At 70.3% G+C, this 24686-nt stretch carries 23 protein-coding genes; 15 read left to right on the top strand and 8 right to left on the bottom strand.

What is annotated here, in order from left to right:
• Positions 1 to 105 precede the first annotated feature (105 nt).
• The 3 genes from ABD798_RS06010 to ABD798_RS06000 all read right to left on the bottom strand — a co-directional run bounded on the left by ABD798_RS06010 (position 106) and on the right by ABD798_RS06000 (position 4880).
• A complete protein-coding gene (locus ABD798_RS06010) occupies positions 106 to 420 on the bottom strand; it encodes a DUF6355 family natural product biosynthesis protein (protein WP_344871499.1) in 315 nt (104 codons plus the stop codon).
• Between the two features lie 140 nt (positions 421 to 560).
• Positions 561 to 1532 (bottom strand): N-acetylglucosamine kinase, encoded by a 972-nt coding sequence (locus tag ABD798_RS06005; protein WP_344871498.1) that lies wholly within the window; start codon positions 1530 to 1532, stop codon positions 561 to 563.
• 75 nt (positions 1533 to 1607) lie between these two features.
• Positions 1608 to 4880 carry a S8 family serine peptidase gene (locus ABD798_RS06000; protein WP_344871497.1) on the bottom strand — a complete coding sequence of 1091 codons (3273 nt, stop codon included), beginning with the start codon at positions 4878 to 4880 and terminating at the stop codon, positions 1608 to 1610.
• A gap of 258 nt (positions 4881 to 5138) precedes the next feature.
• On the opposite strand from ABD798_RS06000, the gene ABD798_RS05995 reads away from it, so the two are divergent.
• From ABD798_RS05995 to ABD798_RS05950, 10 genes are all read left to right on the top strand, one after another.
• Positions 5139 to 5993, top strand: a complete 855-nt coding sequence (locus ABD798_RS05995; protein WP_344871496.1) for a fumarylacetoacetate hydrolase family protein — start codon at positions 5139 to 5141, stop codon at positions 5991 to 5993.
• A 1-nt stretch (position 5994) separates the two neighbouring features.
• The gene (locus ABD798_RS05990; protein WP_344871495.1) at positions 5995 to 7290 is read left to right on the top strand and encodes an enolase C-terminal domain-like protein; all 1296 of its coding nucleotides are present in this window, start codon (positions 5995 to 5997) and stop codon (positions 7288 to 7290) included.
• On the top strand, positions 7287 to 8024 hold the full coding sequence (locus ABD798_RS05985; protein ID WP_344871494.1) for an SDR family NAD(P)-dependent oxidoreductase: 738 nt from the start codon (positions 7287 to 7289) through the stop codon (positions 8022 to 8024). The genes ABD798_RS05990 and ABD798_RS05985 overlap by 4 nt, the downstream gene beginning before the upstream one ends.
• A gap of 33 nt (positions 8025 to 8057) precedes the next feature.
• On the top strand, positions 8058 to 9080 hold the full coding sequence (locus ABD798_RS05980) for a sugar ABC transporter substrate-binding protein (protein WP_344871493.1): 1023 nt from the start codon (positions 8058 to 8060) through the stop codon (positions 9078 to 9080).
• Positions 9081 to 10601 carry a sugar ABC transporter ATP-binding protein gene (locus ABD798_RS05975; protein WP_344871492.1) on the top strand — a complete coding sequence of 507 codons (1521 nt, stop codon included), beginning with the start codon at positions 9081 to 9083 and terminating at the stop codon, positions 10599 to 10601. It begins immediately after the preceding gene.
• Positions 10598 to 11569 (top strand): ABC transporter permease, encoded by a 972-nt coding sequence (locus ABD798_RS05970; protein ID WP_086822165.1) that lies wholly within the window; start codon positions 10598 to 10600, stop codon positions 11567 to 11569. The genes ABD798_RS05975 and ABD798_RS05970 overlap by 4 nt, the downstream gene beginning before the upstream one ends.
• 38 nt (positions 11570 to 11607) lie before the next feature.
• Complete coding sequence (locus ABD798_RS05965; protein WP_344871491.1) at positions 11608 to 12552, top strand: aldo/keto reductase; 945 nt, start codon at positions 11608 to 11610, stop codon at positions 12550 to 12552.
• The gene (locus ABD798_RS05960; RefSeq protein WP_344871490.1) at positions 12549 to 13379 is read left to right on the top strand and encodes an amidohydrolase family protein; all 831 of its coding nucleotides are present in this window, start codon (positions 12549 to 12551) and stop codon (positions 13377 to 13379) included. The genes ABD798_RS05965 and ABD798_RS05960 overlap by 4 nt, the downstream gene beginning before the upstream one ends.
• 111 nt (positions 13380 to 13490) lie before the next feature.
• Positions 13491 to 14027 carry a M23 family metallopeptidase gene (locus ABD798_RS05955; RefSeq protein ID WP_344871489.1) on the top strand — a complete coding sequence of 179 codons (537 nt, stop codon included), beginning with the start codon at positions 13491 to 13493 and terminating at the stop codon, positions 14025 to 14027.
• Between the two features lie 160 nt (positions 14028 to 14187).
• Positions 14188 to 14502, top strand: coding sequence for a hypothetical protein (locus ABD798_RS05950; RefSeq protein WP_344871488.1), 315 nt, complete (start codon positions 14188 to 14190; stop codon positions 14500 to 14502).
• A gap of 69 nt (positions 14503 to 14571) precedes the next feature.
• Here the strand turns inward: ABD798_RS05950 and ABD798_RS05945 are convergent, their stop codons facing one another.
• Positions 14572 to 17421 carry a BREX system ATP-binding domain-containing protein gene (locus ABD798_RS05945; protein WP_344871487.1) on the bottom strand — a complete coding sequence of 950 codons (2850 nt, stop codon included), beginning with the start codon at positions 17419 to 17421 and terminating at the stop codon, positions 14572 to 14574.
• Positions 17422 to 17536: 115 nt separating this feature from the next.
• A complete protein-coding gene (locus tag ABD798_RS05940; RefSeq protein ID WP_344871486.1) occupies positions 17537 to 18214 on the bottom strand; it encodes a FadR/GntR family transcriptional regulator in 678 nt (225 codons plus the stop codon).
• Between the two features lie 253 nt (positions 18215 to 18467).
• On the opposite strand from ABD798_RS05940, the gene nagA reads away from it, so the two are divergent.
• The 5 genes from nagA (at position 18468) to ABD798_RS05915 (ending at position 21448) form a co-directional block, all read left to right on the top strand.
• Positions 18468 to 19694 carry an N-acetylglucosamine-6-phosphate deacetylase gene (nagA, locus tag ABD798_RS05935; RefSeq protein WP_344871485.1) on the top strand — a complete coding sequence of 409 codons (1227 nt, stop codon included), beginning with the start codon at positions 18468 to 18470 and terminating at the stop codon, positions 19692 to 19694.
• 215 nt (positions 19695 to 19909) lie between these two features.
• The gene (locus tag ABD798_RS05930) at positions 19910 to 20071 is read left to right on the top strand and encodes a hypothetical protein (RefSeq protein WP_344871484.1); all 162 of its coding nucleotides are present in this window, start codon (positions 19910 to 19912) and stop codon (positions 20069 to 20071) included.
• A 116-nt stretch (positions 20072 to 20187) separates the two neighbouring features.
• Entirely contained in the window at positions 20188 to 20814 is a 627-nt protein-coding gene (locus ABD798_RS05925; protein ID WP_344871483.1) for an FMN-dependent NADH-azoreductase, read from the top strand.
• Positions 20815 to 20834: 20 nt separating this feature from the next.
• Positions 20835 to 21272 carry a YybH family protein gene (locus ABD798_RS05920; RefSeq protein ID WP_344871482.1) on the top strand — a complete coding sequence of 146 codons (438 nt, stop codon included), beginning with the start codon at positions 20835 to 20837 and terminating at the stop codon, positions 21270 to 21272.
• Positions 21269 to 21448: a hypothetical protein gene (locus ABD798_RS05915; RefSeq protein WP_344871481.1), complete on the top strand. Its 180-nt coding sequence runs from the start codon at positions 21269 to 21271 to the stop codon at positions 21446 to 21448. Before ABD798_RS05920 ends, ABD798_RS05915 begins: the two co-directional genes overlap by 4 nt.
• A gap of 328 nt (positions 21449 to 21776) precedes the next feature.
• Here ABD798_RS05915 and ABD798_RS05910 read toward each other — a convergent pair whose 3' ends face one another.
• The 3 genes from ABD798_RS05910 to ABD798_RS05900 form a co-directional block, all read right to left on the bottom strand.
• A complete protein-coding gene (locus ABD798_RS05910) occupies positions 21777 to 22112 on the bottom strand; it encodes a hypothetical protein (protein WP_344871480.1) in 336 nt (111 codons plus the stop codon).
• Positions 22113 to 22211: 99 nt separating this feature from the next.
• Positions 22212 to 23252 carry an SIS domain-containing protein gene (locus ABD798_RS05905; RefSeq protein WP_086822195.1) on the bottom strand — a complete coding sequence of 347 codons (1041 nt, stop codon included), beginning with the start codon at positions 23250 to 23252 and terminating at the stop codon, positions 22212 to 22214.
• Positions 23249 to 24685, bottom strand: a complete 1437-nt coding sequence (locus ABD798_RS05900) for a glycoside hydrolase family 3 protein (protein WP_344871479.1) — start codon at positions 24683 to 24685, stop codon at positions 23249 to 23251. Before ABD798_RS05900 ends, ABD798_RS05905 begins: the two co-directional genes overlap by 4 nt.
• Between the last annotated feature and the right edge of the window lies 1 nt (position 24686).

Below are 24686 nucleotides of genomic sequence, written 5' to 3'. Positions count from 1 at the left end.
GTCAGTCTTCAAGACCCACAAACCCCCGCCCCCGAGGTCTTCAACGACGACAAACCCTCACCGGCACCGACCGAACGCGCGGCTCAACCACGTGCAGTGAAGGCGCTAGTCGACGGTGCCCTTGTAGCCGGGGATGCAGTTCGCCCCTCCGACGTACCAGGCGTCAGTGACTGCCCAGTTCTGGGGGCCCGGCGAGTACTGCTGGAGGTCCGTCCTGCCCGGCTTGACGCAGACCTTGAAATCACTGCCGAAGAACCGGGAGACCTGGAGCATCACGTTCACGTTCGAACAGTGCTCGTACGTGCCCCACCCCTGGTAGCCGCAGCCGCGCGGTGCGGGGTCGGCCTGGGCGACGGGCACCGCCACTCCGGCCGCGACGATGCCCAGCGCCAGCACGCTCAGGGCGCGCACAATCCTCATCGATCATTCCTCGCTTGAAGTCGGGATTTTCCTGTTGCGACAACGGTAACGAGGGCGATCTGCGCGAAGATGCGTCTTCTTGAGTTCTTTGGATATGACGGTGTGTTTGTCCCTGGAACAGGCCACGTTCCGGCCTTGTATTAACTGAAAACAATCGGGGGATGGGCGAGGAGCGCGGAGTGCAGTGCGCGGCGCTGGGCCTCGTCGGGGAGGAGTTCTGTCGCGGCCAGCCAGGCGGCTCCGGCTGCTCCGTCGGTGGCTTCGGAGATGTCGTGGAAACCGTTGGCGCTCAAGCCGACCCGGAGCGCGTCGCCGAAAGGGTTGCCCGCCTCGGTGAGGCTGCCGATGAGCACCACGGGTGAGCCGTCGGCGGCGGGCGCGGCGGCGAAGGTGATGTCGACCAGGTGCAGCACTCCGCGCCGCACGATGTCCTGCGCGATCTCGTCGCCCTCGGCGGCGGCGGTGCTGACCAGGGGGGCGAAGCGGGCCAGGCGCACGGGCTCGTCGGCGTTGCAGCGGGTGATCACCAGGCGCCTGCGGTCTGCGGAGTCGGTGCCGCCGACCTCGGTGAGCACGGCCCTGCTGAGCGCGGTGAGCGGCGCGCGGCCCTCGATGGCCTTGAGCGTGGCGCGCACGGCCTCCCGGCCGACCCAGTAGCCGGAGCCCTCGTCGCCGAGCAGCCAGCCGTTGCCGCCGAAGATCGCGGCCATCCGGTGGTCCACGATCCGCATCGCCACCGAGCCGGTGCCCGCGACGAGCGCGGCGCCGTTCGGTTTCGGGGTGCCCGCAGCGAAGCCGACCTCGCAGTCGGTGACCACGCGCAGCGGGCAGCGCAGGCCGACCCCGTGCCACATCTCGGTGAAGAGCGCGACGATCTCCGGGTCGGACATCTTGCTGGCGCCCGCCATGCCGACGACGGCGGCCGCGACCCCGGCGGGATCGCGGCCGTCCAACGCGGCTTTGAGAGCACCGGCCACCTCGGCGGCGGCCTGGGCGGGCGCGTGCGAGTTGGGGTTCCCGCCGCCCGTCCTGCCCGTGCCGAGGCGCGTGCCGTCCAGGTCGGCCAGCAGGGCCCTGCTCGACGTGCCGCCGATGTCCACTCCGAGGATCACGAGCCGACCCTAACGGCGCCATCTCGTGGGAAAAAGACCGATAAGGGGCTCCTTATCGTCAATGTTTCCCCACGATCACATTGCGATGAGGCCGGCCCGTTGACCCCGCCCGTTGTGGTGGTGCAAGATCAACAGCTCCTTCGGGATGGTGCCAGGACCGGGCTTGACCTGCAACGTTGACCGGTCGCGGGCCACGTGCGCGACCGCGGGGGCCGAGCCGATCACCACGCCGGGCTTGAGCGGGTCGAAGCTGACCGGGGTCCCACTGGTGTCCACCAGGCCGTCGGAGTCGCTGGGCGCCACGTAGTAGCCCCGCACGTTGACCATGTACTTCAGCGGCGCGGAGGTCGCTCCGGCCGGGATGCCCAGCGCCTTCAAGGTGGTCGGCAGCGCGATCACGCTGCTGTCGTAGACGTTGGTGTCCACGTCGCCGTACTGCGTGTTGACCGGCTGGGCCTCGACGATCGTGAAGGTGCCGTCCGGGTCCCGCTTGGTGAGGTCCCTGGTCTGCGCGAGCAGCAGATCGGTCTGCGGCTGCCTGCCGACCTCGACGCGGCGGTCGGGCCTGCCGTCACCGGTGGTGTCGATGTCCACGAACGGCACGGTGTTGCCGCCGATGCTGGACCAGTCGCCCCACGTCGCGATGCCGAAGGTGACCAGCCCCTGCTGGTTGCTGTTCGCGCCGTACCACCGCAGATCACCGCCGCGCGCGGTCTGGTTGATCGTGCAGTTGTCGACGACGGCGCCGCCGCACTCGCGCATCTGCGGTGAGCTGCCGTGCAGTTCGAAGACGCTGGCCAGCGAGCGGTAGGCCTGGCTGCCGCTGCCCTGGTCGAGGCCGCGCCCGGTGAACTGCACCAGCCGCTGCGCACCGACTTCGAGCTTCTGCGCGGCCAGCTGCGAGACCGGCTTCGGTGCCGCGTAGACCGGCAGCCGCAGCGCCGCTCCGCCCTCGGGGGTCACGGTCAGCCAGCCGGAGGCGTCGCTGACGAACTGCCGCGCCTTGCCGCCCTGCTTCTCCTGCATGGTCGGGTCGATGACCTTGCGCAGCGCCCGCGCGTCGTCGATCCGCAGCGTCACGGTGAAGGTCCTGGTGAGCTTCGGCCCCAGGTCCAGCTCGCTCGGCGTGACCTCGTAGCGCACGCCGGGCATCATGGTGGCCGCCACGTAGTCGATGGCCACGCTGACCGGCTTGTCGCTCTTGTTGACCACCTTCACGGTCCTGGTGGCGCGCACGCGGTCGATGACCTCGACGGTGCCGAAGGAGACGCTGACGGCCTGCGACGGGTCGTCGGCCATCACCAGCAGCTGGTTCTGCTGTGCGGCGAGCGCGTCGACACGGCCGGAGCCCACGCGCTGCGGGCCCTCGGCGACCTTCTTGTCGGCGGCGGCGTTGATGGTCGCGGTCGCGGTGTTCATCACCGACGCCTTGACCTCTTCCGGGGTCCAGTCCGGGTGCGCCTGGCGGACCAGGGCGGCGATCCCGGCGACGTGCGGGGTGGCCATCGAGGTGCCACCGATGACGAGGACGTCGTTGCCACTGCCCGATTTCGCCGAGGAGATCGTGTCACCGGGCGCGGCGACGTCCGGCTTCACGGCGGGACCGCGTCCGCCACGGGAGGAGGACGGCGTGACGGTGTCGGTGATCCGGGGCTCGACGTTGGGGGTGGACCCGCGCAGCGAGCCGCGCAGGCGGACGCTGAGCTGGCCGAGCACCGGGCGCACCTGCTCGCTGGCCTGGCGGGTCAGCTGGAACATCGGCGTGGTCTTGTTGCCGCCGATGCCCGCCGCGAACTCGAAGGCCGTGGTGGGCAGCAGGACCGCCTTGGCCCCGGCGGCTTCGGCGTTGTTGGCGCGCACCGCGGAACCGCACTTGCGCGTCGCGTCGTCGTCGTCCCACTCCAGCCAGACGATCTTGTCGGCGACCTTGGCCTTGTCGGCGTCGGAGAAGGCCTTGCAGCCGTCCTTGTTGGTCTCGTCGGAGAGCGGGACGACCGCGCGGGTGAGGTCCAGGCTCGCGTAGCCGCCGTACTCCACGCTGAGCTGGCCCGCCTTGCGACCGGCCACTGTGGACGGTGCGGTGACCTCGATCCCGTCGCGCAGCGAGTAGGCGTCCCTGGTGTTGGCCACCGCCAGCGTGGACGGGGCGTTCGCGGGGGAGCCGCCGACGTCGGTGATGTCGCCGCCGTTGCCGTTGGCCGCGACCACGAGCACGCCGTGGTCGGCCAGCGTCTTCATGATCTTGTTTTCCGGGGTGTCCGAGGTGCCGAAGTCGGTGCCCAGGGACAGGTTCACCACGTCGAGCCGGTCGCTGAAGTCGCCGTCGGAGTTCGGGTCCAGCACGAGGTCCATCGCCTTGCCGACAACGCTCGTCCCGCCCTTGCAGCCGAAGACCTTGTAGGCGTAGATCTTCGCCTTCGGCGCGGTGCCGGGCCCGATGCGCATCGCCGCGAGCTGCTCGCCGCCGAGGGTGTTGTAGTCGCCCTTGAAGGTGCTGCCGTCGGCGTTGACGCCGAAGCCCGCCGCGGTGCCGGCGACGTGCGTGCCGTGCTGCCCGCACGCGATCGGGTTCGGGTCCGGCTTCGGCGTGCGCGAACCGAAGCGGCCGGAGGAGTCGTAGTCGTTGCCCACGAGGTCGGCCCCGCCCACGACCTTGGCGGTCGGGAAGTACGAGGACTCGACCTTGGTGGAGTCGATGGCCTTGTAGGCCGCCTCGGTGCCCGGCCCGCCGAAGTCCGCGTGCGTGTAGTCCACGCCGTCGTCGACGATGCCGATGCGCATGTTGTCGCCGAGCCGCCCGGTGGCCTTCCACGCGCTCACGGCCTTGGTGAGCTGCGCTGCGCTGGCGTTCATCCGCTCGGTCGGCAGGTGCCTGCGCACCGAGCGGACCTCGGGCAGCTTGCCGAGCGCGGCGAGCTTGTCGGCCTTGCCGCTGAGCATCAGGCCGTTGAGCGCGTTGCCGGTGCGGTACAGCTCCTCGCCGCCGGAGCCCAGCGCGGCGACCACGCGGTCGGCCTGCTGGTTCATCCGCTCGCGCGTGGAGCGCACGGCCTGCGCGGTCTGCTCGGGCGTCGCGCGGTTGCGGCGCTGCTCGGCGTAGACGTCGACCAGCGAGCGCTCGGACAGCTCGACGAAGGCCGTCGCGGTGCCGTCCGCCGCGAGCAGCGCGGGGTCGACCCGTTCGCGCTCGGCCAGCTTCGGCCACGGCCCGGTGGGCGCCGCGGGGGTGAGGCCGTCGGCGGGGGTGGTCTGCGCGCTCGCGTGACCCGCGAGCCCGGCCGCGGCCAGCGCGGCGACGAGCACCACAGCCCCGCCGCGCAGCGCTTTCTGTCCTCGGCGGAGTGCCATGCGCGTCCTCTCCGAAGGGAAGTGATCACCAAGACCGGTCCATCAGACCCGCCCGGGGGCCCCAGTGGCGGAGCAAGCCCGGGGAACCACCCGTTGGGGGAGGTCGGCGCGGTGGAGGAGAGGCAAGTTGATCATGGCTGCGCACTGGCCGATTCATCGGACCTCATCTCCCTTCGGTGGCATTCGGAGGCTGGACTTCGGCGTGTGGGCGAGCTATACATCGGATGTCTGAGTGGTCGTTGCGAGGAGGGTCCGCCCGTGCAGCTGATGCGACTTGGTCCGCCCGGAGCGGAACGGCCGGTGGTCCGCGACGCCGACGGAGCCCTGCACGACCTGGGCGGGCTGACCGCCGACATCGGCGGCGCGTTCCTGGCCAACGGGGGTGTCGCGATGGTGCGCGCGGCGTTGGAGGCGGGCGTGCTGCCCCGGCTCTCCGACGAGGGACTGCGCGTCGGCCCGCCGATCGCCCGGCCCGGCAAGATCGTCTGCGTCGGGCTGAACTACCGCGACCACGCGGCGGAGACCGGGGCGCAGATCCCCGCTGAGCCCGTGCTGTTCATGAAGGCCCCGGACACCATCGTCGGCGCGTACGACGAGGTGCTGGTCCCGCGCGGCTCCACGAAGACCGACTGGGAGGCCGAACTCGGCGTCGTGATCGGGAAAACCGCTCGCTACCTCGCAGAGGACGACGACCCGTTGTCGTATGTGGCCGGTTATGCGACCTCGCACGACGTCTCCGAGCGCGAGTTCCAGTTGGAACGCGGTGGCACCTGGGACAAGGGCAAGTCCTGCGAGACCTTCAACCCGCTCGGCCCGTGGCTCGTTCCCGCCGACGAGGTGCCGTTCCCACAGAACCTGGGCCTGCGCCTGTCGGTCAACGGCGTGGAGCGGCAGAACGGCAGCACCTCGGACATGATCTTCGGCGTGGCCGAGGTGGTGCGCTACATCAGCCAGTTCATGGTGTTGCACCCCGGAGACCTGATCAACACGGGCACTCCGGCGGGCGTCGCGCTCGGGCAGCCGGAGCCGAAGCCGTTCCTGCGCGCGGGCGACGCGGTGGAGCTGGAGGTCGACGGCCTCGGCCGCCAGCGCCAGACGTTCGGGCAGGCCTGACATGGCCCGCGTGAGCGGCGTCGACGTGCTCGACATCCGCTTCCCGACCTCGCGGGAGCTGGACGGCTCGGACGCGATGAACCCCGATCCGGACTACTCGGCCGCGTACGTCGTGCTGCGAACGGACATCGGGGTGGACGGTCACGGGCTCGCCTTCACCATCGGCAGGGGCAACGACGTCCAAGCCGCCGCGATCCGGGCGCTCGCTCCGCACGTGGTCGGCCGCGAGGTGCCGCGTGAGGCCGCCGCACTCGGCGCGCTGTCCCGCGACCTCGTCGGCGACTCGCAGCTGCGGTGGCTCGGGCCGGAGAAGGGCGTCGTGCACATGGCGGTCGGCGCGGTGGTCAACGCCGCGTGGGACCTGGCAGCGAAGCTCGCGGACCGTCCACTGTGGAGGTTCATGGCGGAGATGTCGCCGGAGGAGCTGGTCTCCCTGGTGGACTTCCGCTACCTCAGCGACGCGATCACCCCCGAGGAGGCGCTCGCGCTGCTGCGCGCGGCCGAGCCCGGGCGCGCTGAGCGGACGAAGGTGTTGCTGGACGAGGGTTACCCGGCCTACACGACCTCGCCGGGCTGGCTGGGCTACTCCGACGAGAAGCTCTCCGGGCTGGCCCGCCAGGCGGTCGCCGACGGCTTCGACATGATCAAGCTCAAGGTCGGCGGGGACCTCGGTGACGACGTGCGGCGGATGCGGCTGGCCCGCGCGGCGGTCGGCTCCCAGGTCCGCATCGCGGTGGACGCCAACCAGCGGTGGGACGTCGCGGACGCGGTGAGCTGGATGAAGGAGCTGGCCGAGTTCGACCCGTACTGGATCGAGGAGCCGACCTCGCCGGACGACGTGCTCGGCCACCTCGCCATCGCGCGGGCGCTGCGCCCGATCCGCGTGGCCACCGGCGAGCACGTGCACAACCGCGTGATGTTCAAGCAGCTGCTGGCCTCCGGCGCGATCGACGTGCTCCAGCTGGACGCGGCGCGGGTCGGCGGGGTGAACGAGAACCTCGCGATCCTGTTGCTGGCGGCCAAGTTCGGCGTCCCGGTGTGCCCGCACGCCGGCGGGGTCGGGCTCTGCGAGCTGGTGCAGCACCTGGCGATGTTCGACTTCGTCGCGGTCTCCGGCACGTGGGAGAACCGGGTGATCGAGTGGGTGGACCACCTGCACGAGCACTTCGTCACCCCGGCCACCGTCCACAATGGCCGGTACACCACGCCGACCGCGCCGGGCTTCTCCGCCGAGATCCACCCGGCGTCGTTGCACCACTTCGCCTACCCCTACGGAGAAGAGTGGAGCGCGCCATGAACGACTTCGACGGCCTGGTCGCGGCGGTGACGGGCGGGGCTTCGGGCATCGGGGCGGCGACCGCTCTGGAGCTGGAGGCGCGGGGCGCGCGGGTCGCCAGGCTGGACGTCAACCCCGGCTCGGACGGCATCGCCTGCGACGTCACCGACGACGAGTCCGTGAAGGCCGCGATCGAAGCCACCGTCGAGCGCTTCGGACGGCTGGACGTGCTGGTCAACAACGCCGGGATCGGCGCGCAGGGCGATGTCTCCGCGAACGAGGACGCCGAGTGGTTCCGCGTGCTCGACGTCAACGTCGTCGGCATCGCGCGGGTGAGCCGGGCCGCGTTGCCGCATCTGCGCAGGTCGCCCGCTGCGGCGATCGTCAACACCTGCTCGATCGCCGCGTGGGCGGGGCTGCCCCAGCGCGCGCTGTACTCAGCCTCCAAGGGGGCCGTGTACGCGCTCACGCTGGCCATGGCCGCCGACCACGTGCGCGAGGGGATCAGGGTCAACTGCGTCGCACCCGGCACCGTGGACACGCCGTGGGTCGGCAGGCTGCTGGACGCCGCAGAGGACCCGGAGGCGGAACGGTCCGCACTGGAGGCTCGCCAGCCCACCGGCCGGTTGGTCTCCGCCGAAGAGGTGGCAAAAGCGATCACCTACTTGGCCAGCCCGCTCTCCGGGGCCAGTGTGGGCACCGTGCTGGCCGTCGACGGCGGCATGCACGGGCTGCGGCTGCGGCCGCACAGCTGAACCGGGTCCACAAACGACACCCAGAGGACATCCATGCAACGACGCAGAATCCTCAGCCTGATCTCCGGTATCGCCCTGCTCGGCACCGTCGCGGCCTGCGGCGGCGGCGCCACCGGCGGGGCTCAGATCGGTGTTGACTACCCGCGCGCGGACTCCGACTTCTGGAACTCCTACATCAAGTACACACCGCAGTTCGCCAAGGAGCTGGACGTGCGGCTGATGTCGCCGACCAACTCGCAGAACGACGTGGCCAAGCTCGTCGCCAACGTCCAGGCCATGACCAGCCAGGGCGCCAAGGCGATCGTGATGGCCCCGCAGGACACCGGCGCCATCGCCACCACGCTCGCGCAGCTGGAGCAGAAGAAGATCCCGGTGGTCACCGTGGACACCCGCCCGGACAAGGGCAAGGCGTACATGGTCGTGCGCGCCGACAACAAGGCCTACGGCGAGAAGGCCTGCCGCTACCTAGGTGAGAAGCTCGGCAACAAGGGCAAGGTCGTGGAGTTCCAGGGCGCGCTGTCCTCGATCAACGGCCGCGACCGCTCCGAGGCGTTCGCCTCGTGCATGAAGCAGCACTACCCGGGCATCACGATCTTCGAGGAGCCCACGGACTGGCTGGACACCAAGGCCGCGGCCGCGTTGCAGACCCGGCTCACCCAGCACCCGGACATCAACGGGATCTACATGCAGGCGGGTGGGGTGTACCTGGCGGCGACGCTCCAGGTGCTGCGCTCGGCGGGCAAGCTGTTCCCGGTCGGCGACCCCAGGCACATCACCATCGTGTCCAACGACGGCATCCCGCAGGAGTTCGAGTCCATCCGCAAGGGCGAGATCGACGCGACCGTCTCGCAGCCCGCCGACTCCTACGCGAAGTGGGCGCTGTTCTACGCGAAGGCCGCGATCGAGGGCAAGGTGTTCAAGCCGGGGCCGACCGATCACGACAGCACGATCATCGAGGTGGGCAACGGAGTGCTGGAGGACCAGCTGCCCGCGCCCCTGGTGACCAAGGACAACGTCGACGACCCCAAGCTGTGGGGCAACCAGATCGGCAAGTAGATGACCGCCCTTCAAGCAACAGCCGTCAGAGCAACAGGGGTGACCAAGCGGTACGGCTCCACCGTCGCGCTCGACGACGTGGGGATCACCGTCGCTGACGGGGAGTCGCACGCGCTCGTCGGGCGCAACGGCGCGGGCAAGTCGACCTTGGTGTCCATCCTGACCGGGCTCAACCGCGCGGACGCCGGTTCGGTCACCTTCGGCGGTGACCCGGCGCCCGCGCTGGCCGACCGCGACGCGTGGCGGCGCAAGGTCGCCTGCGTCTACCAGAAATCGACGATCATCCCGGCGCTCACCGTCGCGGAGAACCTGTTCATCAACCGGCAATCGTTGGAGCGCCGCTCGCTGATCAGGTGGAAGTCCTTGCGCACCAAGGCTTCTGAGGTGCTGGCCAGCTACGGCGTCGACGTCGATCCCGCTCGCCCCGCCGCCGACCTGACGGTGGAGCAGCGGCAGCTCGTGGAGATCGCGCGGGCGCTGTCCTTCGGGGCGCGGTTCATCATCCTCGACGAACCGACTGCCCAGCTGGACGGTCCGGCGATCGAACGGCTCTTCGAGCGGATGCGCGGGCTCCAAGCCTCGGGGGTGACGTTCCTCTTCATCTCCCACCACCTCCAGGAGATCTTCGAGATCTGCCAGACGGTGACGGTGTTCCGCGACGCGCGGCACGTGCTCACCAGCCCTGTCGCTGAGCTGTCCACCGACAGCCTGGTGGCGGCGATGACCGGCGATGCGGCGGGTTTGCGCGTCGGGCACACGCGGCCTTCGCTGGCTGATGACGCGCCGGTCGTGCTCTCGGTCTCCGGGCTCCGATCGGAAGCATTCTTTGGTGTTGATCTTACGATTCGCGCCGGGGAGGTCGTCGGCATCGCAGGTTCGGCCAGTAGCGGCAAGGTGGAGCTGGGTGAGGCTGTCGTCGGCCTGCGCAAGGTCTCGTCCGGGACCGTCCACGTTGGACGGACAGCGGTGCGGTCGGGCAGCGTGCCCGACGCGTTGAAGGCGGGGATCGGCTTCGTGCCTGAGGATCGGCACAAGGAGGGGCTGGTCCCGACGCTGGGGGTGGGTGAGAACGCCACGCTGCCGATCACTGATCGGCTTGGCCGCTTCGGCGCGATCTCGCCCACCCGCCAGCGCACCGTCGCGGAACGCATGATCGCCGACCTCGGGATCAAGACCTCCGGGCCGTCGCAGCCGGTGTCCGGACTGTCCGGCGGCAACCAGCAGAAGGTCGTGATGGCGCGAGCGCTGTCCAGCGATCCAGCCTTGCTGGTGCTGACCGATCCGACCGCGGGCGTCGACGTGCGCTCGAAGGAATCGTTGCTGGGCGTGGTCGATCGGGTCGCGGGGGAGGGCACGGCGGTGCTGGTGATCTCCGACGAGCTGGACGACCTGCGGCCGTGCGACCGGGTGCTGGTGATGTTCCACGGTGAGGTGACGGCGAGCTTCCCGCGCGGGTGGACCGACGGGGAACTGGTCGCCGCGATCGAGGGTGTTTCTGCGGAGCAGGGAGCGGACGAATGACCAAGACGTTGCGGTTCGCCCGCTTCCGGGATCTGGCGCTGCTCCCGGCGATCGTCGTGCTGATGATCGTCGGAGCGCTGGTGGACCCGGTGTTCCTCAGCGCGGACAACCTGACCAATGTGCTGCAACAGCGCACCGAGCTGAGCTTGCTGGTGCTCGGCCAGGCGCTCGTGCTGATCAGCGGCAAGATCGACCTGTCGCTGGAGTCCACGATCGGTCTCGCTCCCGCGCTGGCGCTAGGGCTGATCATCCCGGCGTCCGCGCACGGGCTCGGCATCGAGCTGCCGGAGTGGACGGCGATCCCGCTGTGCCTGCTGATCGGTGTGGTGATCGGCGCGTTCAACGGGTTCCTGATCCTCAAGCTCCAGCTGTCGGCGTTCATCGTGACGCTGGGCATGCTGACGGTGTTGCGGGGCTTGCAGATCGGCTTCACCGAGGGGCAGAACCTGTTCGAGGTGCCGCTGTCGTTCACCTACCTCGGCAGCGCGCGGTGGTTCGGCCTGCCCGCGTCGGTGCTGATCTGCCTGGTGGCCTTCGTGCTGGGCATCGTGGCGCTGGCGTACTTCCGGCAGGGGCGCTCGATCTACGCGATCGGCGGCAACGTCGAGGCGGCTCGCGCGGCGGGCATCCGCACCGAGCGCGTGCTGTGGACGGTGCTGATCATCGCCAGCCTGCTGGCGGCGCTGGCCGGGCTGCTGATGACCGGTCGGCTCGGGTCGGTCGGTCCGGCGCAGGGCCAGGGGATGATCTTCACGGTGTTCGCCGCCGCGGTGATCGGCGGGGTCAGCCTCGACGGCGGCAAGGGCACGCTCTTCGGGGCGCTGACCGGTGTGCTGGCGCTCGGGCTGATCGAGAACATCCTGACGCTGGGCGGGGTCTCGCCGCACTGGATCCAGGCCATCTACGGCGCGATCATCCTCATCGCGTTGATGCTGGCGCGGTTGACCTCCGGCAAGGCGCAGGACTAGCCGTGCGCCGAGTCCGCTTGGGACGCACCGAAGTCCAGGTGAGCACCCTGGGCTTCGGTGCGGCGCCGATGGCGGGCCTCTACCGGTCGGTCTCCGAGGAGGTCGCCGCGGGGGCGGTCGCGGCGGCGCTGGACGCGGGCGTCTCGTACTTCGACACGGCCCCGCACTACGGGCTCGGCGTCTCGGAGCGGCGGCTGGGCAAGGCTCTGGCGTCGGCATCGGACTTCGTGATCTCCACCAAGGTCGGTCGTCGGTTGGAGCCCATCCCGGTGGTGGGGGACGACATGGCGAACGGATTCGCCGTGCCCGCAACGCATCGGCGGGTGTGGGACTTCAGTGCTGCCGGAGTGCTCGCCTCCGTCGAGTCCTCTTTGGACAGACTGGGGGTTTCGCGGGCGGACATCCTGTTCCTGCACGATCCCGACGACCACTGGGACCAGGCTGTCGGCGAAGCGCTGCCCGCGTTGGCTTCGCTGCGCGCTCAGGGTTTGGTTGGGGCGATCGGTGCTGGCATGAACCAGTGGCAGATGCTGGCGCGCTTGGTCGCGGAGACCTCGGTGGACGTGGTGATGCTGGCCGGGCGCTACACGTTGCTCGAACAGTCCGCGTTGGACGAGCTGCTTCCGCTCTGTTCGGAGCGCCAGGTGTCCGTGGTCGCTGCGGCCGTGTTCAACTCGGGAATCCTGGCTCGGCCGGTTGTGGCGCCCGATGCGACGTACAACTACTCGGCGGCTCCGCCAGCGCTGATCGATCGCGCGCGGCAGATGGCGGAGGTGTGCGGCCGGTTCGATGTGACGCTCCCGCAAGCGGCTTTGCAGTTCCCGTTGGGGCATCCGGCGGTGGCTTCGGTGGTGATCGGCGCGCGGACGGCTTCGCAGATGGCGGAGAACGCGCGGTTGTTCGCCTCGCCCGTGCCCTCGGAGTGCTGGGCGGCGTTGAAGTCCGAAGGGCTGCTGCGCCCGGACGCGCCGGTGCCGTCATGATCGACGCACATCAGCACTTCTGGGACCTGGGCGTGCGCGATCAGGCGTGGATCACCGGCGCCATGCGTCCGTTGCGCCGGAACTTCGGCGTCGCGGATCTGCGCGCGGCGGCTCCCGACGTTACCGCGACCGTGCTCGTGCAGACCGTCACCGTCGCGGAGGAGACGCCGGAATTCCTTGCTCTGGCGGCAGAATCCGACCTCGTTGGCGCCGTCGTGGGCTGGGTGGACCTGACGGCTCCGGACGTCGGCGATCGCCTTCAGTCCTATGTGGACGGATGCGGCGGTTCCTGGTTGCGGGGGATTCGGCATCAGGTTCAGGGGGAGCGCAACCCTCGTTGGCTGTGCCGGCGCGATGTGCGGCGCGGTTTGTCGGCGGTGTCCGACAACGGTCTCGTCTACGAGTTGTTGACGTTGCCGCATCAGATTCCGGCTGCCGTGGAGACCGCTTCTGCGCTGCCGTCGACGCACTTCGTGCTCGATCACTGCTCGAAGCCGCCGGTTGCTTCCGGGCGGCTTTACCCGTGGGCGGAGAACATCCGGGCTCTGGCGCTCAACGAGAACGTGTCGTGCAAGCTCTCCGGTCTCGTCACCGAAGCTGACTGGACACAGTGGACGGTCAGCGATCTGCGCCCGTACTTCGACGTGGTGCTGGAGGCTTTCGGGCCCGAGCGGTTGATGTTCGGTTCGGACTGGCCGGTGTGCCTGCTGGCCGCCGAGCACTCCGAGGTCGTCGCCGCCGCGCGTTCGCTCACTGCGGAGCTTTCGCCTGACGAGCAGCATGCGATCTTCACCGGAAACGCGGCGCGGGCGTACCGGATCGGCTAGCGGTTCCGCAAGAGTTTCGGCTCTGTTCAAACGGGATCTCCGCTTCCTTGACCCGTTGCGGCCCAGGTCACAACCTGGTTGGCAGGCCCCCACCCCTGCCGAGGAGCCCACATGAAGAAGCACCCTGTCCTCGCGCTGGCCGCCGCCAGCGTGCTGTCCCTGACCTTGTTGAGCGCCAACGCTTCCGCCGCTCCGCGCCCGAACTTCCAGTTGCCGTTCGCCTGCGGCCAGGTCTGGGCGATGACCACCTACGCCGGGCACGCGCCCGACGACAAGAAGATCGACATGTTCAACGTCAACGGCCCGACCGAGGGCGCGCACGTGGTCGCCGCCGCGCCGGGCGTGGTCAACGAGATCCACCCGCGCTCGGGCGGCGTGGAGATCAACCACGGCGACGGCTGGTTCACGCTCTACCTGCACATGAGCATTCGTACGGTCAACGTCGGCGACCGCGTGCTGCGCGGCCAGCGCATCGGCACCGTCGGCAAGGTCAACACCAGCGTCGCGCACCTGCACTACGAGCTGCTCCGCGACGCCAACGGCAACAACAACGGCGAGAACGGGGAATGGGTCAAGCCCATCTTCAACGGCGTCGAGTACACGATGAACCCCAACCGCCCGTTCAACCTCCGCAGCAACAACTGCTGAGACCTGCGGGCACCTGCGGGATACCGAAGGAGGACACCGGTACCGAAGCGGTGATCGACAGCCCCCAGTGCTTCGGCTTTCTCCGTTGTTAGCAACGGTTTTCGCGATTCACCATTGCCGGGCACTGGCAAGCAGCTCTTCAACTGCAAGGAGTGGGGACATGTCGATTTCCGCGAAGTTTCTCGCCGCGATCACCGTTTCCGGCGCGGTTCTGCTCGGTGCGGGCACCGCGCTCGCGGCCCCTGCCGCCGGGAGCACCGCAACCGCCTCCGCCGAGATCGTGCTGGACAGCGCGACCGTGGTCTCGGTGAGCGCGGGCAAGCTGAACGTCAAGCTCAGCACGGGTGCCTCCGCGTCGGTGAAGCTCAACTCCGCCACCGAGATCACCGGCAAGCTGGTCGCCGGCGTCAAGGTGAAGGTGCTGTGCTTCAAGGTGGACGGCTCGCTGGTGGCCAAGACCGTCATCGTTCTCTGAGCACTGTCCGGTAAGCACGGCAACGAGCGGCAGGCGTCCTTCCCCGAGGGCGCCTGCCCTCTCGTGCGTCTACTGGCCGAGATCCGTTCGCTGGAGGGCGATTCCGAGCTGCGAGCGCCGGTTGATGCCGAGCTTGCGGTAGACGTGCGTGAGGTGCTGCTCCACCGCGCGCCGCGTCACCAGGAACGCTTCGGCGATCTCGCGGTTGGTCATGCCCCGCACGGCCAGGTCCGCGATCCTGCGTTCGTGCGGCGTCAACCCACCGCTGGCGCAGCGCTTCACCGCGACGCCGCCTCGGGCATCGCGCACCGCCGTCGCGAGCGCGTCGGAACCGCACGCCGTCGCGATCTCCATGGCCGCCCGCAGGTGGGGCTCAGCCTCATCGGCCCGTCCCACCCGCACCAGTTCCGCGCCCAGCGTCGCCAGCGACCACCCCCGCTCAAGGCGAAACGTCGACGACGAGAGCGTGCAGACCGACTCCATCAGCAGCGCGAGCTTCTCCGGCCCATCAGCCACCGTGCCCGACACCCGCAGCGCGACTCCGAGCCGCACCGGCCCCGCCCATTCCCTCGCGTGCGCCAGCTCCACCGCGGCCATCTCGCGCGCCGCGTCGGCTTCGCCGAGCGCGTGGTGCGCGAGCGCCGCCAGCATCCGCCACGCGAGCGGAGAGCGCCCCGGCATCCCGCGCTGCGCATAGCGTCGCCCGCACTCCAGCAGATCCGCGAGTGCGCGCCGAGGATCACCGAGCGCGAGCCAGAGCCGTCCTCGCGACACCAGGAGGTAGTTGTAGCGCCACGACGGCGGCAGCTCTCCGGTGAGCGCCCGTTGTTCCAGCTCGGTCGCGGCGGCCTCGGCCCGGCCCCGATCGATCAACGTCTCGACCAGCGTGGACAGCGCGAAGATCGTCGCGGTCCTGGTCCCCGTGCGGATCTCGTCCAGAACCGCGAGCGCCGACCGCGCGTCGTCCTCGGCCTCCGCGAGCGACCCTGCCCGGAACCGCGCCTGCGCGCGCAGAGCCTCCGACGCCGCGCTGCCCAACGACAGCCCGAGCGCGGTCGTCGCGGTCAGCATCTCCGAGCAGTACTGGTCGGCCAACTCCAGCTTCTCGGTCACGATCAGCGAGATGGCCAGGTAGACGTACTGCCAGCCGCTCGTGACGTCCCACGGCGTGCCCTGCCAGGAACGCGGAGGAACCCGCTGCGCCCAGGACGCGGTCACCGCCGCCGAAGCCGTTCCCCACGAGTCACCGTCCACCGCCGCCAAGAACGTCAGCAACGCGTCGCGGAAGCGCACGGTCTCCGGCGGCAGGTCGTCGTACTCCCGAATGCGATCGAGCCGGTCCGCCAGCGCCGACACCACGTGGTGCGAGTCGAGCGAGACGCAGACCGAGCACAGCTCCAGCCGCACCGCCACGTCCTGGTTCACCGGACGGACCTCGCTCGCCGCCGCGTCCAGCAGCTCCGTCGCTTCGGTGTAGCGCTCCCGCTCCGCCAGCTCCTGCGCGAGGGCCACCGCGATGTCCGCCCTCGCCAACGGATCGGGCGCGCGGGCGTGCGCCTCGGTGAGGTTGTCCAACGCGGACTGCGGGTCCGAACTCAGCTCCGCGATGCCCAACTGGAACAGCGCCGCCGAGCGCTCCCGGTCCGGCAGCTGTTCGCGCAGCACCCGGCGAAGGCAGGCCGCGGCGACATCCGGCGCCCCGCCCAACATCGCTTCGCGGCAGGCGCGCTCCAGCGCTCCGACCACCCACGCCCCGCGCGCGACACCCGTGCGCAGCAGGTGAGGCGCGATCTGGCCAGCGTTCGCCCCCGTGTCGTGGAGGTACCGCGCCGCCCGCGCGCTCGCCTGCTCGTAGTCCACAGTGGACAGATCCGCCGCGACCGCCGCCCGGACGATGGAGTGCTCGAAGGCCAGCACCGGCCCCGCACGGAACACCCCTCTGGCCACCAGGGTCTGCACGGCCGCACCCGCCTCGGCGAGGTCCAGCTCCGCCGCCGCTGCCGCCACCGCGAGCTCCGGTTCGCCGAGCGCTGCCACCGCGCGCACCACCGCGACCAAAGCGGGGTCCCGGGCCCGCAGCCGGGTGAGCACCGTCCGCGTGAGCTGAGCGGGCCCGAGGTCGTGCAGCTCCCGCGCCGAATCCGACGTCGGACGTGTACCCGCCAGGGCGAGTGCCTTCGCCAATTCCTTGACCAGGAAAGGGTTTCCGCCCGTCGCACTCCGGCACGCCGCCGTGAACTCCAACGCGGGCGACTCACCGAACTCGTGCTCGATCAACGCCTCGCAGCCGCCGTGGTCCAACCCCTCTACGGTGAGCCGCGTGGCGTCCACGGTCAGCCCGGCGAGCAGCGTCGGATCCGACCAGCCGGTCCCCGCGCCCACCGTCATCACCACGGCCACGGGCAGCGAGCCCAGCCGCCGCGCGAGGTAGGCCAGCCACCGCAGGGAGCCCACATCGGTCTGTTCCACGTCGTCCACGGTCAGCAGCAGCGGTTGCCGCGCCGCCAGGTTGACCACGAGGTGGTAGAGCCCGTGCAGCGTCGCGTACACGTCCGGCCCCGGAGCGTCCTGGACCGCGCCGCCGGAGATCCCGAGCACCCGGTCCGCAGGCTCGGCCAAGCCCGACAGCAGCGCCCGCCGCTCGGACTCCGCGACGACCAGCACTCCCGGCTCCAGGAGCTGGCGAACCACACCGAAGGCGAAGTCGCGCTCCACCGTCGACGCCTGTGCGCTCAGCACCAGGAAGCCCGCCGCACGCGCCCGCTCGGCGGCGGTGCGCAGCAGCGTGGTCTTGCCCGCGCCGCTCGGCCCGTCGATCACCAGCACCGCGGAGCCACCCCGCGCAGCCCGATCGAGGCATGCCGAGACCAGCCCCAGTTCCCGCTCGCGACCGACAACCGCCGGAGGCGCCTCACTCATGGCCCGAAGCTAGTTCGCGCCCCGTTGGGCCAACAGGGTGCATCGGGAACTCAAGGCAACCCCTTTCCGGCTGGTCAAAGCGTGGCGTAAGCTGCGCGGCCCGACCGCCGCCACCTCACTCGCTGATCTCGCGCAACCACTGCTCGACGCCCGCCACGTGCACCGTCGACCACGAGCGCGCCAACTCCGGCTCCCCGGCGGCGAGGGCGGCGATGATCGACCTGTGCTCGGCGATGGTCCGGTCCGTCGCGCCGCCCTGGCTGATGCCGCGCCAGATGCGCGCCCGCACGGTCGGACCGGCGAGCGTGTCCAGCAGCCGCGCCAGGTAGGCGTTTCCGGAGATCTGGGCGATCCGCCGGTGGAACTCCAGGTCCTGCTCGACCAGCCGTTCCACCGAGTCGGCCCGCTCGCTCTCCTCGCACAGCGCTTCGAGCGCGGCGATGTCCTCGGCACCGGCCTTGGTCGCCGCCATCGCGGCCGCCGCGGGTTCGAGCACCCGCCGCACTTCGAGCACCTCCAGCACCGACTCGTCGCCCCGGTGCAGGTCGAGCACGAAGGACAGCGCGCCGAGCAGCTCGTCGGCCCGCAGGCTGGACACGTAGGTGCCGTCGCCCTGGCGCACGTCGAGCACGCGCACGAGCGACAACGCCTTCACCGCCTCGCGCAACGAGTTCCGCGACAGGCCGAGCCGTTCCGCGAGGTCGGCCTCACGGGGCAGGCGGTCACCCGGGCGCAGCTCGCCGGAAGCGATCATGGAGCGGACCCGCAGGATCGCATCGTCGGTGACGGCCACGGCCACTCCCGGGTGCTCGGGGAGGTCGACGGGGAAGACCTCCGATGTCTGGCATCGTAGGGTCGACGGCCGACAGCCCCGCACGGTTCCCGTGGCGCGCGTTGCTCCATTTGGCGTAACCTCGGCGTGGCCCGCCTCGTCCCGCCCCCTCGACGAGGCGGGCTTTTTCTGTTCTCCTCCCGTGTTGGTGAAGGATTCACTGGACTGACACGATTCCGACCCGCATAATGGTCTAAACCATTGGGAGGGCAGTTTGGACGCCGTTGTCGCAGCTCAGCGCGCACTGCTCGGCCGGGAGCTGGTCGGCCCGGTGACGGTCCGCATCCAGAACGGCCGGATCGCCGACGTCACCGTGGGGCAACCGCCCGGCGCCGGCGTCACGCACGTCCTGGAGGACGGGACGCTCACCCCCGGCCTGGTCGACGTCCAGATCAACGGCGCGGTCGGCGTGGACTTCGCCGAGGTCGACGCCGAGAGCATGGCCGCCGTCGCCTCAGCCCTGCCCCAGACCGGGGTGACCCGGTTCGTGCCCACGCTGATCACCGCGCCGGTCGACACGATCGTCAAGCAGTCGCACGCGGTGCTGGACGCGATCGCGGCCCTGCCGGACCGCCCCGCCGCCAGGCCGCTCGGCCTGCACCTCGAAGGCCCCTTCCTGTCGCCGCTGCGGCACGGGGTGCACGACCCGAACCTGATGGCCGACCCGACGCCCACCGCCATCGACCAGCTGCTGGACGACGAGCGCCTGCGCGCCGCGCTGCGCGTGCTCACCCTGGCGCCGGAGCGCCCGGGTGGCCTGGAGGCGGTCCGCAGGCTGAGCGAGGCCGGAGTGCTGGTGTCGGTCGGCCACACCGACGCCACCGGGGTGGAGACCAAGGCCGCCGCCGACGCGGGGGCGGCCATGGTCACGCACCTGTTCAACGCCCAGCGCGGGCTCGGCCACCGCGAGCCGGGCGTCCCCGGCACCGCGCTGGTCGACGAGCGCTTCACCCTCGGCCTGATCGCCGACCTCGCCCACGTCGACGCGGACGTGTGCCGCCTGGTGTTCAACGCGGCCGCCGAGCGGGTCGCGCTGACCACCGACGCGGTCGCCGCCGCCGGGATGCCGCCGGGCCGGTACCAGCTCGGCGGCTGCGACGTGCTGCTGACCGAAGAGGGTGTTCCGCGCTCCCCTGAGGGCACCATCGCGGGGAGCGCGCTCACCATGGACCGAGCAGTTCGCAACATCGTGTCCCTCGGCGTCGACCCCGCGGTGGTCTTCGCCTCGGCGAGCACGGTGCCCGCGAACGCGCTCGGTGAGCACGGGCTCGGCCGCATCGAGCCCGGTGCCGTCGCCGACCTGGTGTGGTGGGACGCCCAGCTGCGGCCACGCCGGGTGTGGGTGGACGGTGAGATCGCCTTCGACGCCCGCGACGGTCGCGTCGCCCGTCACGGGAGCGCTCGGGCCGGGCAGGCGCGCCTGCCCGCCGCCGGTCGCTGATCGGGACTCCTCACCAGTTCTCCCGCACCACACCTCACAGATCTGCCATCGGCCCTCCTCGACTCCGGTGCCCTCGTCTCGATGATGCGGGCTCCGGAGCGGGGAGGGCCGACGTCGTCGCGAATCTGTGGACAACCACCCCCGATGTGGACAACTACCCGTTCCTGGTCCACGGTCCGGGCTCCAGCCTCGCGATCACGCGTATGGTCCGCCTCGTGTGTCGACGAATCACGTGTTCAAAGTGCGGCAAGCCGACCTATCGGGGCTGCGGCAGCCACGTCGAGCAGGTGCTGGGCGACGTGCCCCGCGCCGAGCGGTGCTCCTGTGCGGCGGAGGTCCCGCAGCGCGGCCGGTGGCGCCTGTTCGGTCGTCGCTGACGAGCACGGCACCCTAATCGGACCGTGGTCCCCTTGGTCTTGACCGAGGGGGTCCGCGCGCCTATCGTCGACCTCGAAAATAAACGGACTACAGTCCGATTGAGAGGAGTCAGGCGATGGGCACGTTGCTGCACATCTCCGCCTCGCCCCGTGGTGAGGCGTCGGAGTCGCTGCGGATCGCGCGGCACTTCATCGAGGCCTACCAGGAGAACCACCCGGAGGACCAGGTCGAGCACTGGGACCTGTGGGACGGCTCGCTCCCTGAGTTCGCGGCGGGCGCGCGCGCCAAGATGACCGTTTTCGGCGGCGGCGAGCCGCAGGGCGAGGAAGGCGACGCGTGGGCGGCCGCGCGCCAGGTGTTCGACCGCTTCGACGCAGCCGACCGCGTGTTGTTCAGCGTGCCCATGTGGAACTCGGGGATCCCCTACGTCCTCAAGCAGTTCATCGACGTGGTGAGCCAGCCCGGATGGGTCTTCGGCGTCGACCTGGAGACGGGGTACCAGCACCTGCTCGCCGGTCGCGGCAAGAAGGTCGCGACGGTCTACACGAGCGCCGTGTGGGCGCCGGGGATCGCGCCGGGCTTCGGCAGCGACTTCCAGTCCACCTACTTCAACGACTGGCTCCGCTGGACCGGCATCACCGACCTCAGCGAGATCCGTTTCCACCCGACGCTGACCGGTGACGTGGACGCCGCGCGGGCGGACGCGGACGCGCAGGCGCGCGAACTCGGCAAGACCTTCTAAGACAGCAAAGGAGTCCCGAAATGCACGCCACCCGCCCCGAAGACGTGGACTACCTGCTGGCGCACGCCTTCAACGCCAACGATCTCGACACCGCGACCAACCTGTACGAGCAGGGCGCCAGCGTCCGCAGGCTCCCCGAAGCCGGTGGCACCCTCGCCACGGGCAGCGTCGCCGTCCGCGAGGTGATGGCGAGCTACGTGGGCCTCAACCCGCGCATGGAGCTGATCGTCCACCACGTCACGCAGTCCGGGGACATCGCGCTGCTGCGCTCGCAGTGGCGGATCACCGGAACCGGCCCGGATGGCGGGACCGTTGAGCTGAAGCACCACGGTTGCGAGGTCGTGCGCAAGCAGGCCGATGGCTCGTGGCGCTTCGTCATCGACCACCCCTTCGGGGCCGACATGGAGCTTGCGATCGACTACGACACGATTCCCGAGTTGCCGGAGATCGCGTCATGAGCGGCTCCGTTCTGCTCACCGGCAGCACGGGGCTCGTCAGCAAACGACTGCTCGAACAGCCGTCGAGCCTCGGGCACCGCGTGGCGACTTACGACCGCTTCAGCCCACCCACGCATGTACAGGGCGACCTCGGCGACTTGCCGCGAATATTGGGCGCCTTAAGGCACACGACGTGAGCCGGAAGGGCATTTTGTGAAGACCACGCGCTGCGGGCGTCACAAAGGTCACCGGCGCGAGAAGTACGGCGTGGAGGTAGTCAGTCTGCGCGTCACCGAGGTGTACGGCCCGGGACTAGTTCTTCCCACGGAACTGCAAGCCATTGCGCTTGCAGCCGTGGAGAAGCGCCCGCTGCGGCTTGCTTATGGGGCGGGTGAATGGACGTTGCCCATTCATGTCGCCGATGCCGCTAGCGCGGGCGTGCTGGCGCTGTCTGCTGAACAGCTCACTGTCCCGGGTCACCTTCGAGCGCTCGGCGCTGGCCGACTACCTTGCCTGGCTCAAGGATCAGTACGTCAGGACGTAGCCGTAGGAGTACGCGCCGTTCGTACCCGCGTGCTTGTTGAACCAGATCTTCTTGCCGCTGGGGCATGCGACAGACGCCTTCGTCCCCGCTTTGATCAGGTTGCTGCTCACGACGGTGACCGGGCCGTTGTTCGACGTGACGCAGTCCACGCTGAGGCGGAACTTCTTGATGCCGTGACCGCTGCACGTTCCGCTGGTCCCGGTCTTCGCGGAGTTCATGCTGATCGTGCAGCCGTTGGCGTCGGCGGCGCGCGCGTCGGGTGCGTTGAGAACGCACAGGATCGCGGCCAGCGCACCAATGACGGAGAAGGTCTTCATGCGGGGAAAGGTAAACGCAGAGCGCCGAATTCGCCCATTCTCTTCGGAGGCGGGCGAATTCGGCGCGGGTTTTTCTTGAAGGGCAACCTGAACGAGTGGCTACCGCGTCTTGGTCACCTTGAGCAGACCGCGCGGGCTGTCCGGGTCGCCGCCGCGCGCGAGCGCCAAGCCGAGCGCGAGCCGCTGCAACGGCAGGATCTCCAGGACGGGGGACAGTTCCTCCGGGCACAGGGGCACGCCGATCCGCAGCGCCGCCGCCACATCCGCGGACGCCGAGCCCACGGCGCACACGTCGGCCCCGCGTGAGCGCACCACCTCAAGGACTTCGCGCATCGCGTCGCCGCCCTTGCCCGCACTGGTCACCGCGAGCACCGCCGTCTCGCCGTCGACCGCGGCGACGGGGCCGTGCAACAGGTCCGCGCCGCTGTAGGCGCGCGCGGCCAGGTAGCTGGTCTCGGCGAGCTTCAACGCCGCCTCGGCCGCGCTGGCGTAGGAGTAGCCACGGCCCGTGGCGAGGATGCGTTCGACGAAGCGGTAGCGCTGCACCGCCTCCGCGACGGCGGGCTCCGCACCGTCCAAAGTGGATTTCGCTAGCGCGCCGATGTCCAGCGCGGACTCCGCCTTGCCGCCGCGGATCGCGTCGATCAGCAGGTACAGCGCGAGCAGGGTGGTGCTGTAGGTCTTCGTCGCCGCGACCGCGTGCTCCTTGCCCGCGCCCACGTCCACGGACAGCTCCGCGACCTGGTTCAGCGGGGAGTCGTCGGTGTTGGTCACCGCGACGGTCAGCGCGCCGCGACGGCGGGCCGACTCGGTCACCTCGACGAGGTCGGGCGAACCGCCGCTCTGGCTGACCGTGATCAGCAGGACGTCGGTGAGGTCGGGCTGCGCGCCGTAGAGCGTGGTGGTCGACGCGGACACCAATCCGGCGGGCAGTTGCAGCAGCACCTCGATCAGGTACTTCGCGTACAGCGCGGCGTGGTCGCTGGAGCCGCGCGCGGCGAGCAGGACGAACCGGGGCGCGCGCCGCTTGATCTGCTCGGCGACCGCGGCGATCTCGGCGGCCCTGCGCACCAGGTTGTCGAACAGGACCGGTTGCTCGGCGATCTCCGCCGTCATGTGGCGGCCGGGCTGGCTGGTCATCGGCTGTCCTCCCCCGCCGCGTGCGCGGCGAGCAGCTCGGCGGCGGCGCGCAGGCTGACGTACGAACCGCCGTGGGTGTCGATGCGGGCGGCACTGCCCAGGTCGGGACCGGGGACGCCCGTTTCCACGTGCACCAGGTCTAGACCAATCTTACTCAGGCTGAGCACGAGATCGCGAGCCTCAGGATGCCTGTGGGCGTCCCTGGTCACAACAACGACGGGCCGGTCGGAGGACACCGGAGGAAGCTCACCGGAGGAACGGAGGACCTCCGTGCCCGGGATCAGCTCCGCCAGGTGCGGGCCGAGGCCCCACGGCACCGGTCCCGCCGCGATGGTCGGGGCCACCTCGACATCGATGACCAGCGGCGGAGCGCTCAGCGTCGGCGCGCCGGTCACCCGCAGCGCCCGCCGCGCGGCGAGCATGCCGAGCGCAGGGTCCCACGTGCCGGACGGTGACACCGGGCCGCCGAGCGAACGGGCTCGCGCAGCAGCCGAGACCAGTCGCTCCTCGGGGAGCACGCCCGAGCGCACGGCCGCGATGATCGCCGCCGCGAGCTGGTCCACGACGTCGGAGTCAGCCAGCTCGCCCCCGACGCACAGCAGGTCAGCGCCCGCCACGAGGGCCTGGATCGCGCCTTCCGCGATGCCCGACGTGCCCGCGACCGCGCCCATCTCCAGCGCGTCGGTGATCACCGCGCCGGTGAATCCGAGCTGGTTGCGCAGCACTTCGGTCAGCGCGTGCCGGTTGGTGGTCGCGGGCTCGGGGCCCCAGTCCGGCACGACGAGGTGGCCGCTCATGATCGAGCGCACCCCCGCGCCGACCGCCGCTCGGAACGGCACCAGCTCGGTCTCCCACAGCTGGCGCTCGGTCCTCGGCAGTACCGGGAGCGTGTGGTGGGAGTCCACAGTGGACGCTCCGTGGCCGGGGAAGTGCTTGGCGCAGGCCGCGATCCCCGCGCTCTGCATGCCGGAGACGTAGGCCGCGACGTGCGCGGCGGCTCGGTGCGGGTCGGAGCCGAACGCGCGCACTCCGATGATCGGGTCGTCCGGGGTGAGCGTGAGATCGGCCGAGGGCGCGAGGTCCACGGTCACGCCGCAGGCCGCCAGGCGCGCGCCGAGCGCCGCTGCCACCGCTGAGGTCAGCTCGACGTCGTCCGCGACACCGAGCGCCAGGCTGCCCGGCACCAGCGATCCCGTTGCCGCGTCGAGGCGGGTGACGTCACCGCCCTCCTCGTCGATGCCGACCACCACGTCGGGCCGCTCGGCGCGCAGGGCCTCCGTCAGCGCGGCGACCTGCGAGTCGTCGACCACGTTGCGCGCGAACAGGACCACGCCACCGAGGCCCTCCGCGACCCGCCGACGCACCCAGTCCGGCGGTGTCGTTCCGAGGAAACCGGGCAGCAGCACGGAATCCACGAGCCTTCGAAGCTCCATT

It is taken from the genome of Allokutzneria multivorans (assembly GCF_039537405.1).
Taxonomy (GTDB): domain Bacteria; phylum Actinomycetota; class Actinomycetes; order Mycobacteriales; family Pseudonocardiaceae; genus Allokutzneria; species Allokutzneria multivorans.
Note: the sequence above shows the minus strand (reverse complement) of the source record. Positions and strands in the feature narration are given on the sequence as shown.

Excerpts from the sequence above, each read along its gene's own strand:
- ABD798_RS05905 (WP_086822195.1), bottom strand. The coding sequence starts at position 23,252 with ATGACCAGCCAGCCCGGCCGCCACATGACGGCGGAGATCGCCGAGCAA.
- ABD798_RS05920 (WP_344871482.1), top strand. The coding sequence starts at position 20,835 with ATGCACGCCACCCGCCCCGAAGACGTGGACTACCTGCTGGCGCACGCC.
- ABD798_RS06010 (WP_344871499.1), bottom strand. The coding sequence starts at position 420 with ATGAGGATTGTGCGCGCCCTGAGCGTGCTGGCGCTGGGCATCGTCGCG.
- ABD798_RS05960 (WP_344871490.1), top strand. The coding sequence starts at position 12,549 with ATGATCGACGCACATCAGCACTTCTGGGACCTGGGCGTGCGCGATCAG.
- ABD798_RS05915 (WP_344871481.1), top strand. The coding sequence starts at position 21,269 with ATGAGCGGCTCCGTTCTGCTCACCGGCAGCACGGGGCTCGTCAGCAAA.
- ABD798_RS05985 (WP_344871494.1), top strand. The coding sequence starts at position 7,287 with ATGAACGACTTCGACGGCCTGGTCGCGGCGGTGACGGGCGGGGCTTCG.
- ABD798_RS05990 (WP_344871495.1), top strand. The coding sequence starts at position 5,995 with ATGGCCCGCGTGAGCGGCGTCGACGTGCTCGACATCCGCTTCCCGACC.
- ABD798_RS05925 (WP_344871483.1), top strand. The coding sequence starts at position 20,188 with ATGGGCACGTTGCTGCACATCTCCGCCTCGCCCCGTGGTGAGGCGTCG.
- ABD798_RS05910 (WP_344871480.1), bottom strand. The coding sequence starts at position 22,112 with ATGAAGACCTTCTCCGTCATTGGTGCGCTGGCCGCGATCCTGTGCGTT.
- ABD798_RS06000 (WP_344871497.1), bottom strand. The coding sequence starts at position 4,880 with ATGGCACTCCGCCGAGGACAGAAAGCGCTGCGCGGCGGGGCTGTGGTG.
- ABD798_RS05950 (WP_344871488.1), top strand. The coding sequence starts at position 14,188 with ATGTCGATTTCCGCGAAGTTTCTCGCCGCGATCACCGTTTCCGGCGCG.
- ABD798_RS05900 (WP_344871479.1), bottom strand. The coding sequence starts at position 24,685 with ATGGAGCTTCGAAGGCTCGTGGATTCCGTGCTGCTGCCCGGTTTCCTC.
- ABD798_RS05945 (WP_344871487.1), bottom strand. The coding sequence starts at position 17,421 with ATGAGTGAGGCGCCTCCGGCGGTTGTCGGTCGCGAGCGGGAACTGGGG.
- ABD798_RS05980 (WP_344871493.1), top strand. The coding sequence starts at position 8,058 with ATGCAACGACGCAGAATCCTCAGCCTGATCTCCGGTATCGCCCTGCTC.
- ABD798_RS05955 (WP_344871489.1), top strand. The coding sequence starts at position 13,491 with ATGAAGAAGCACCCTGTCCTCGCGCTGGCCGCCGCCAGCGTGCTGTCC.
- ABD798_RS05970 (WP_086822165.1), top strand. The coding sequence starts at position 10,598 with ATGACCAAGACGTTGCGGTTCGCCCGCTTCCGGGATCTGGCGCTGCTC.
- ABD798_RS05975 (WP_344871492.1), top strand. The coding sequence starts at position 9,081 with ATGACCGCCCTTCAAGCAACAGCCGTCAGAGCAACAGGGGTGACCAAG.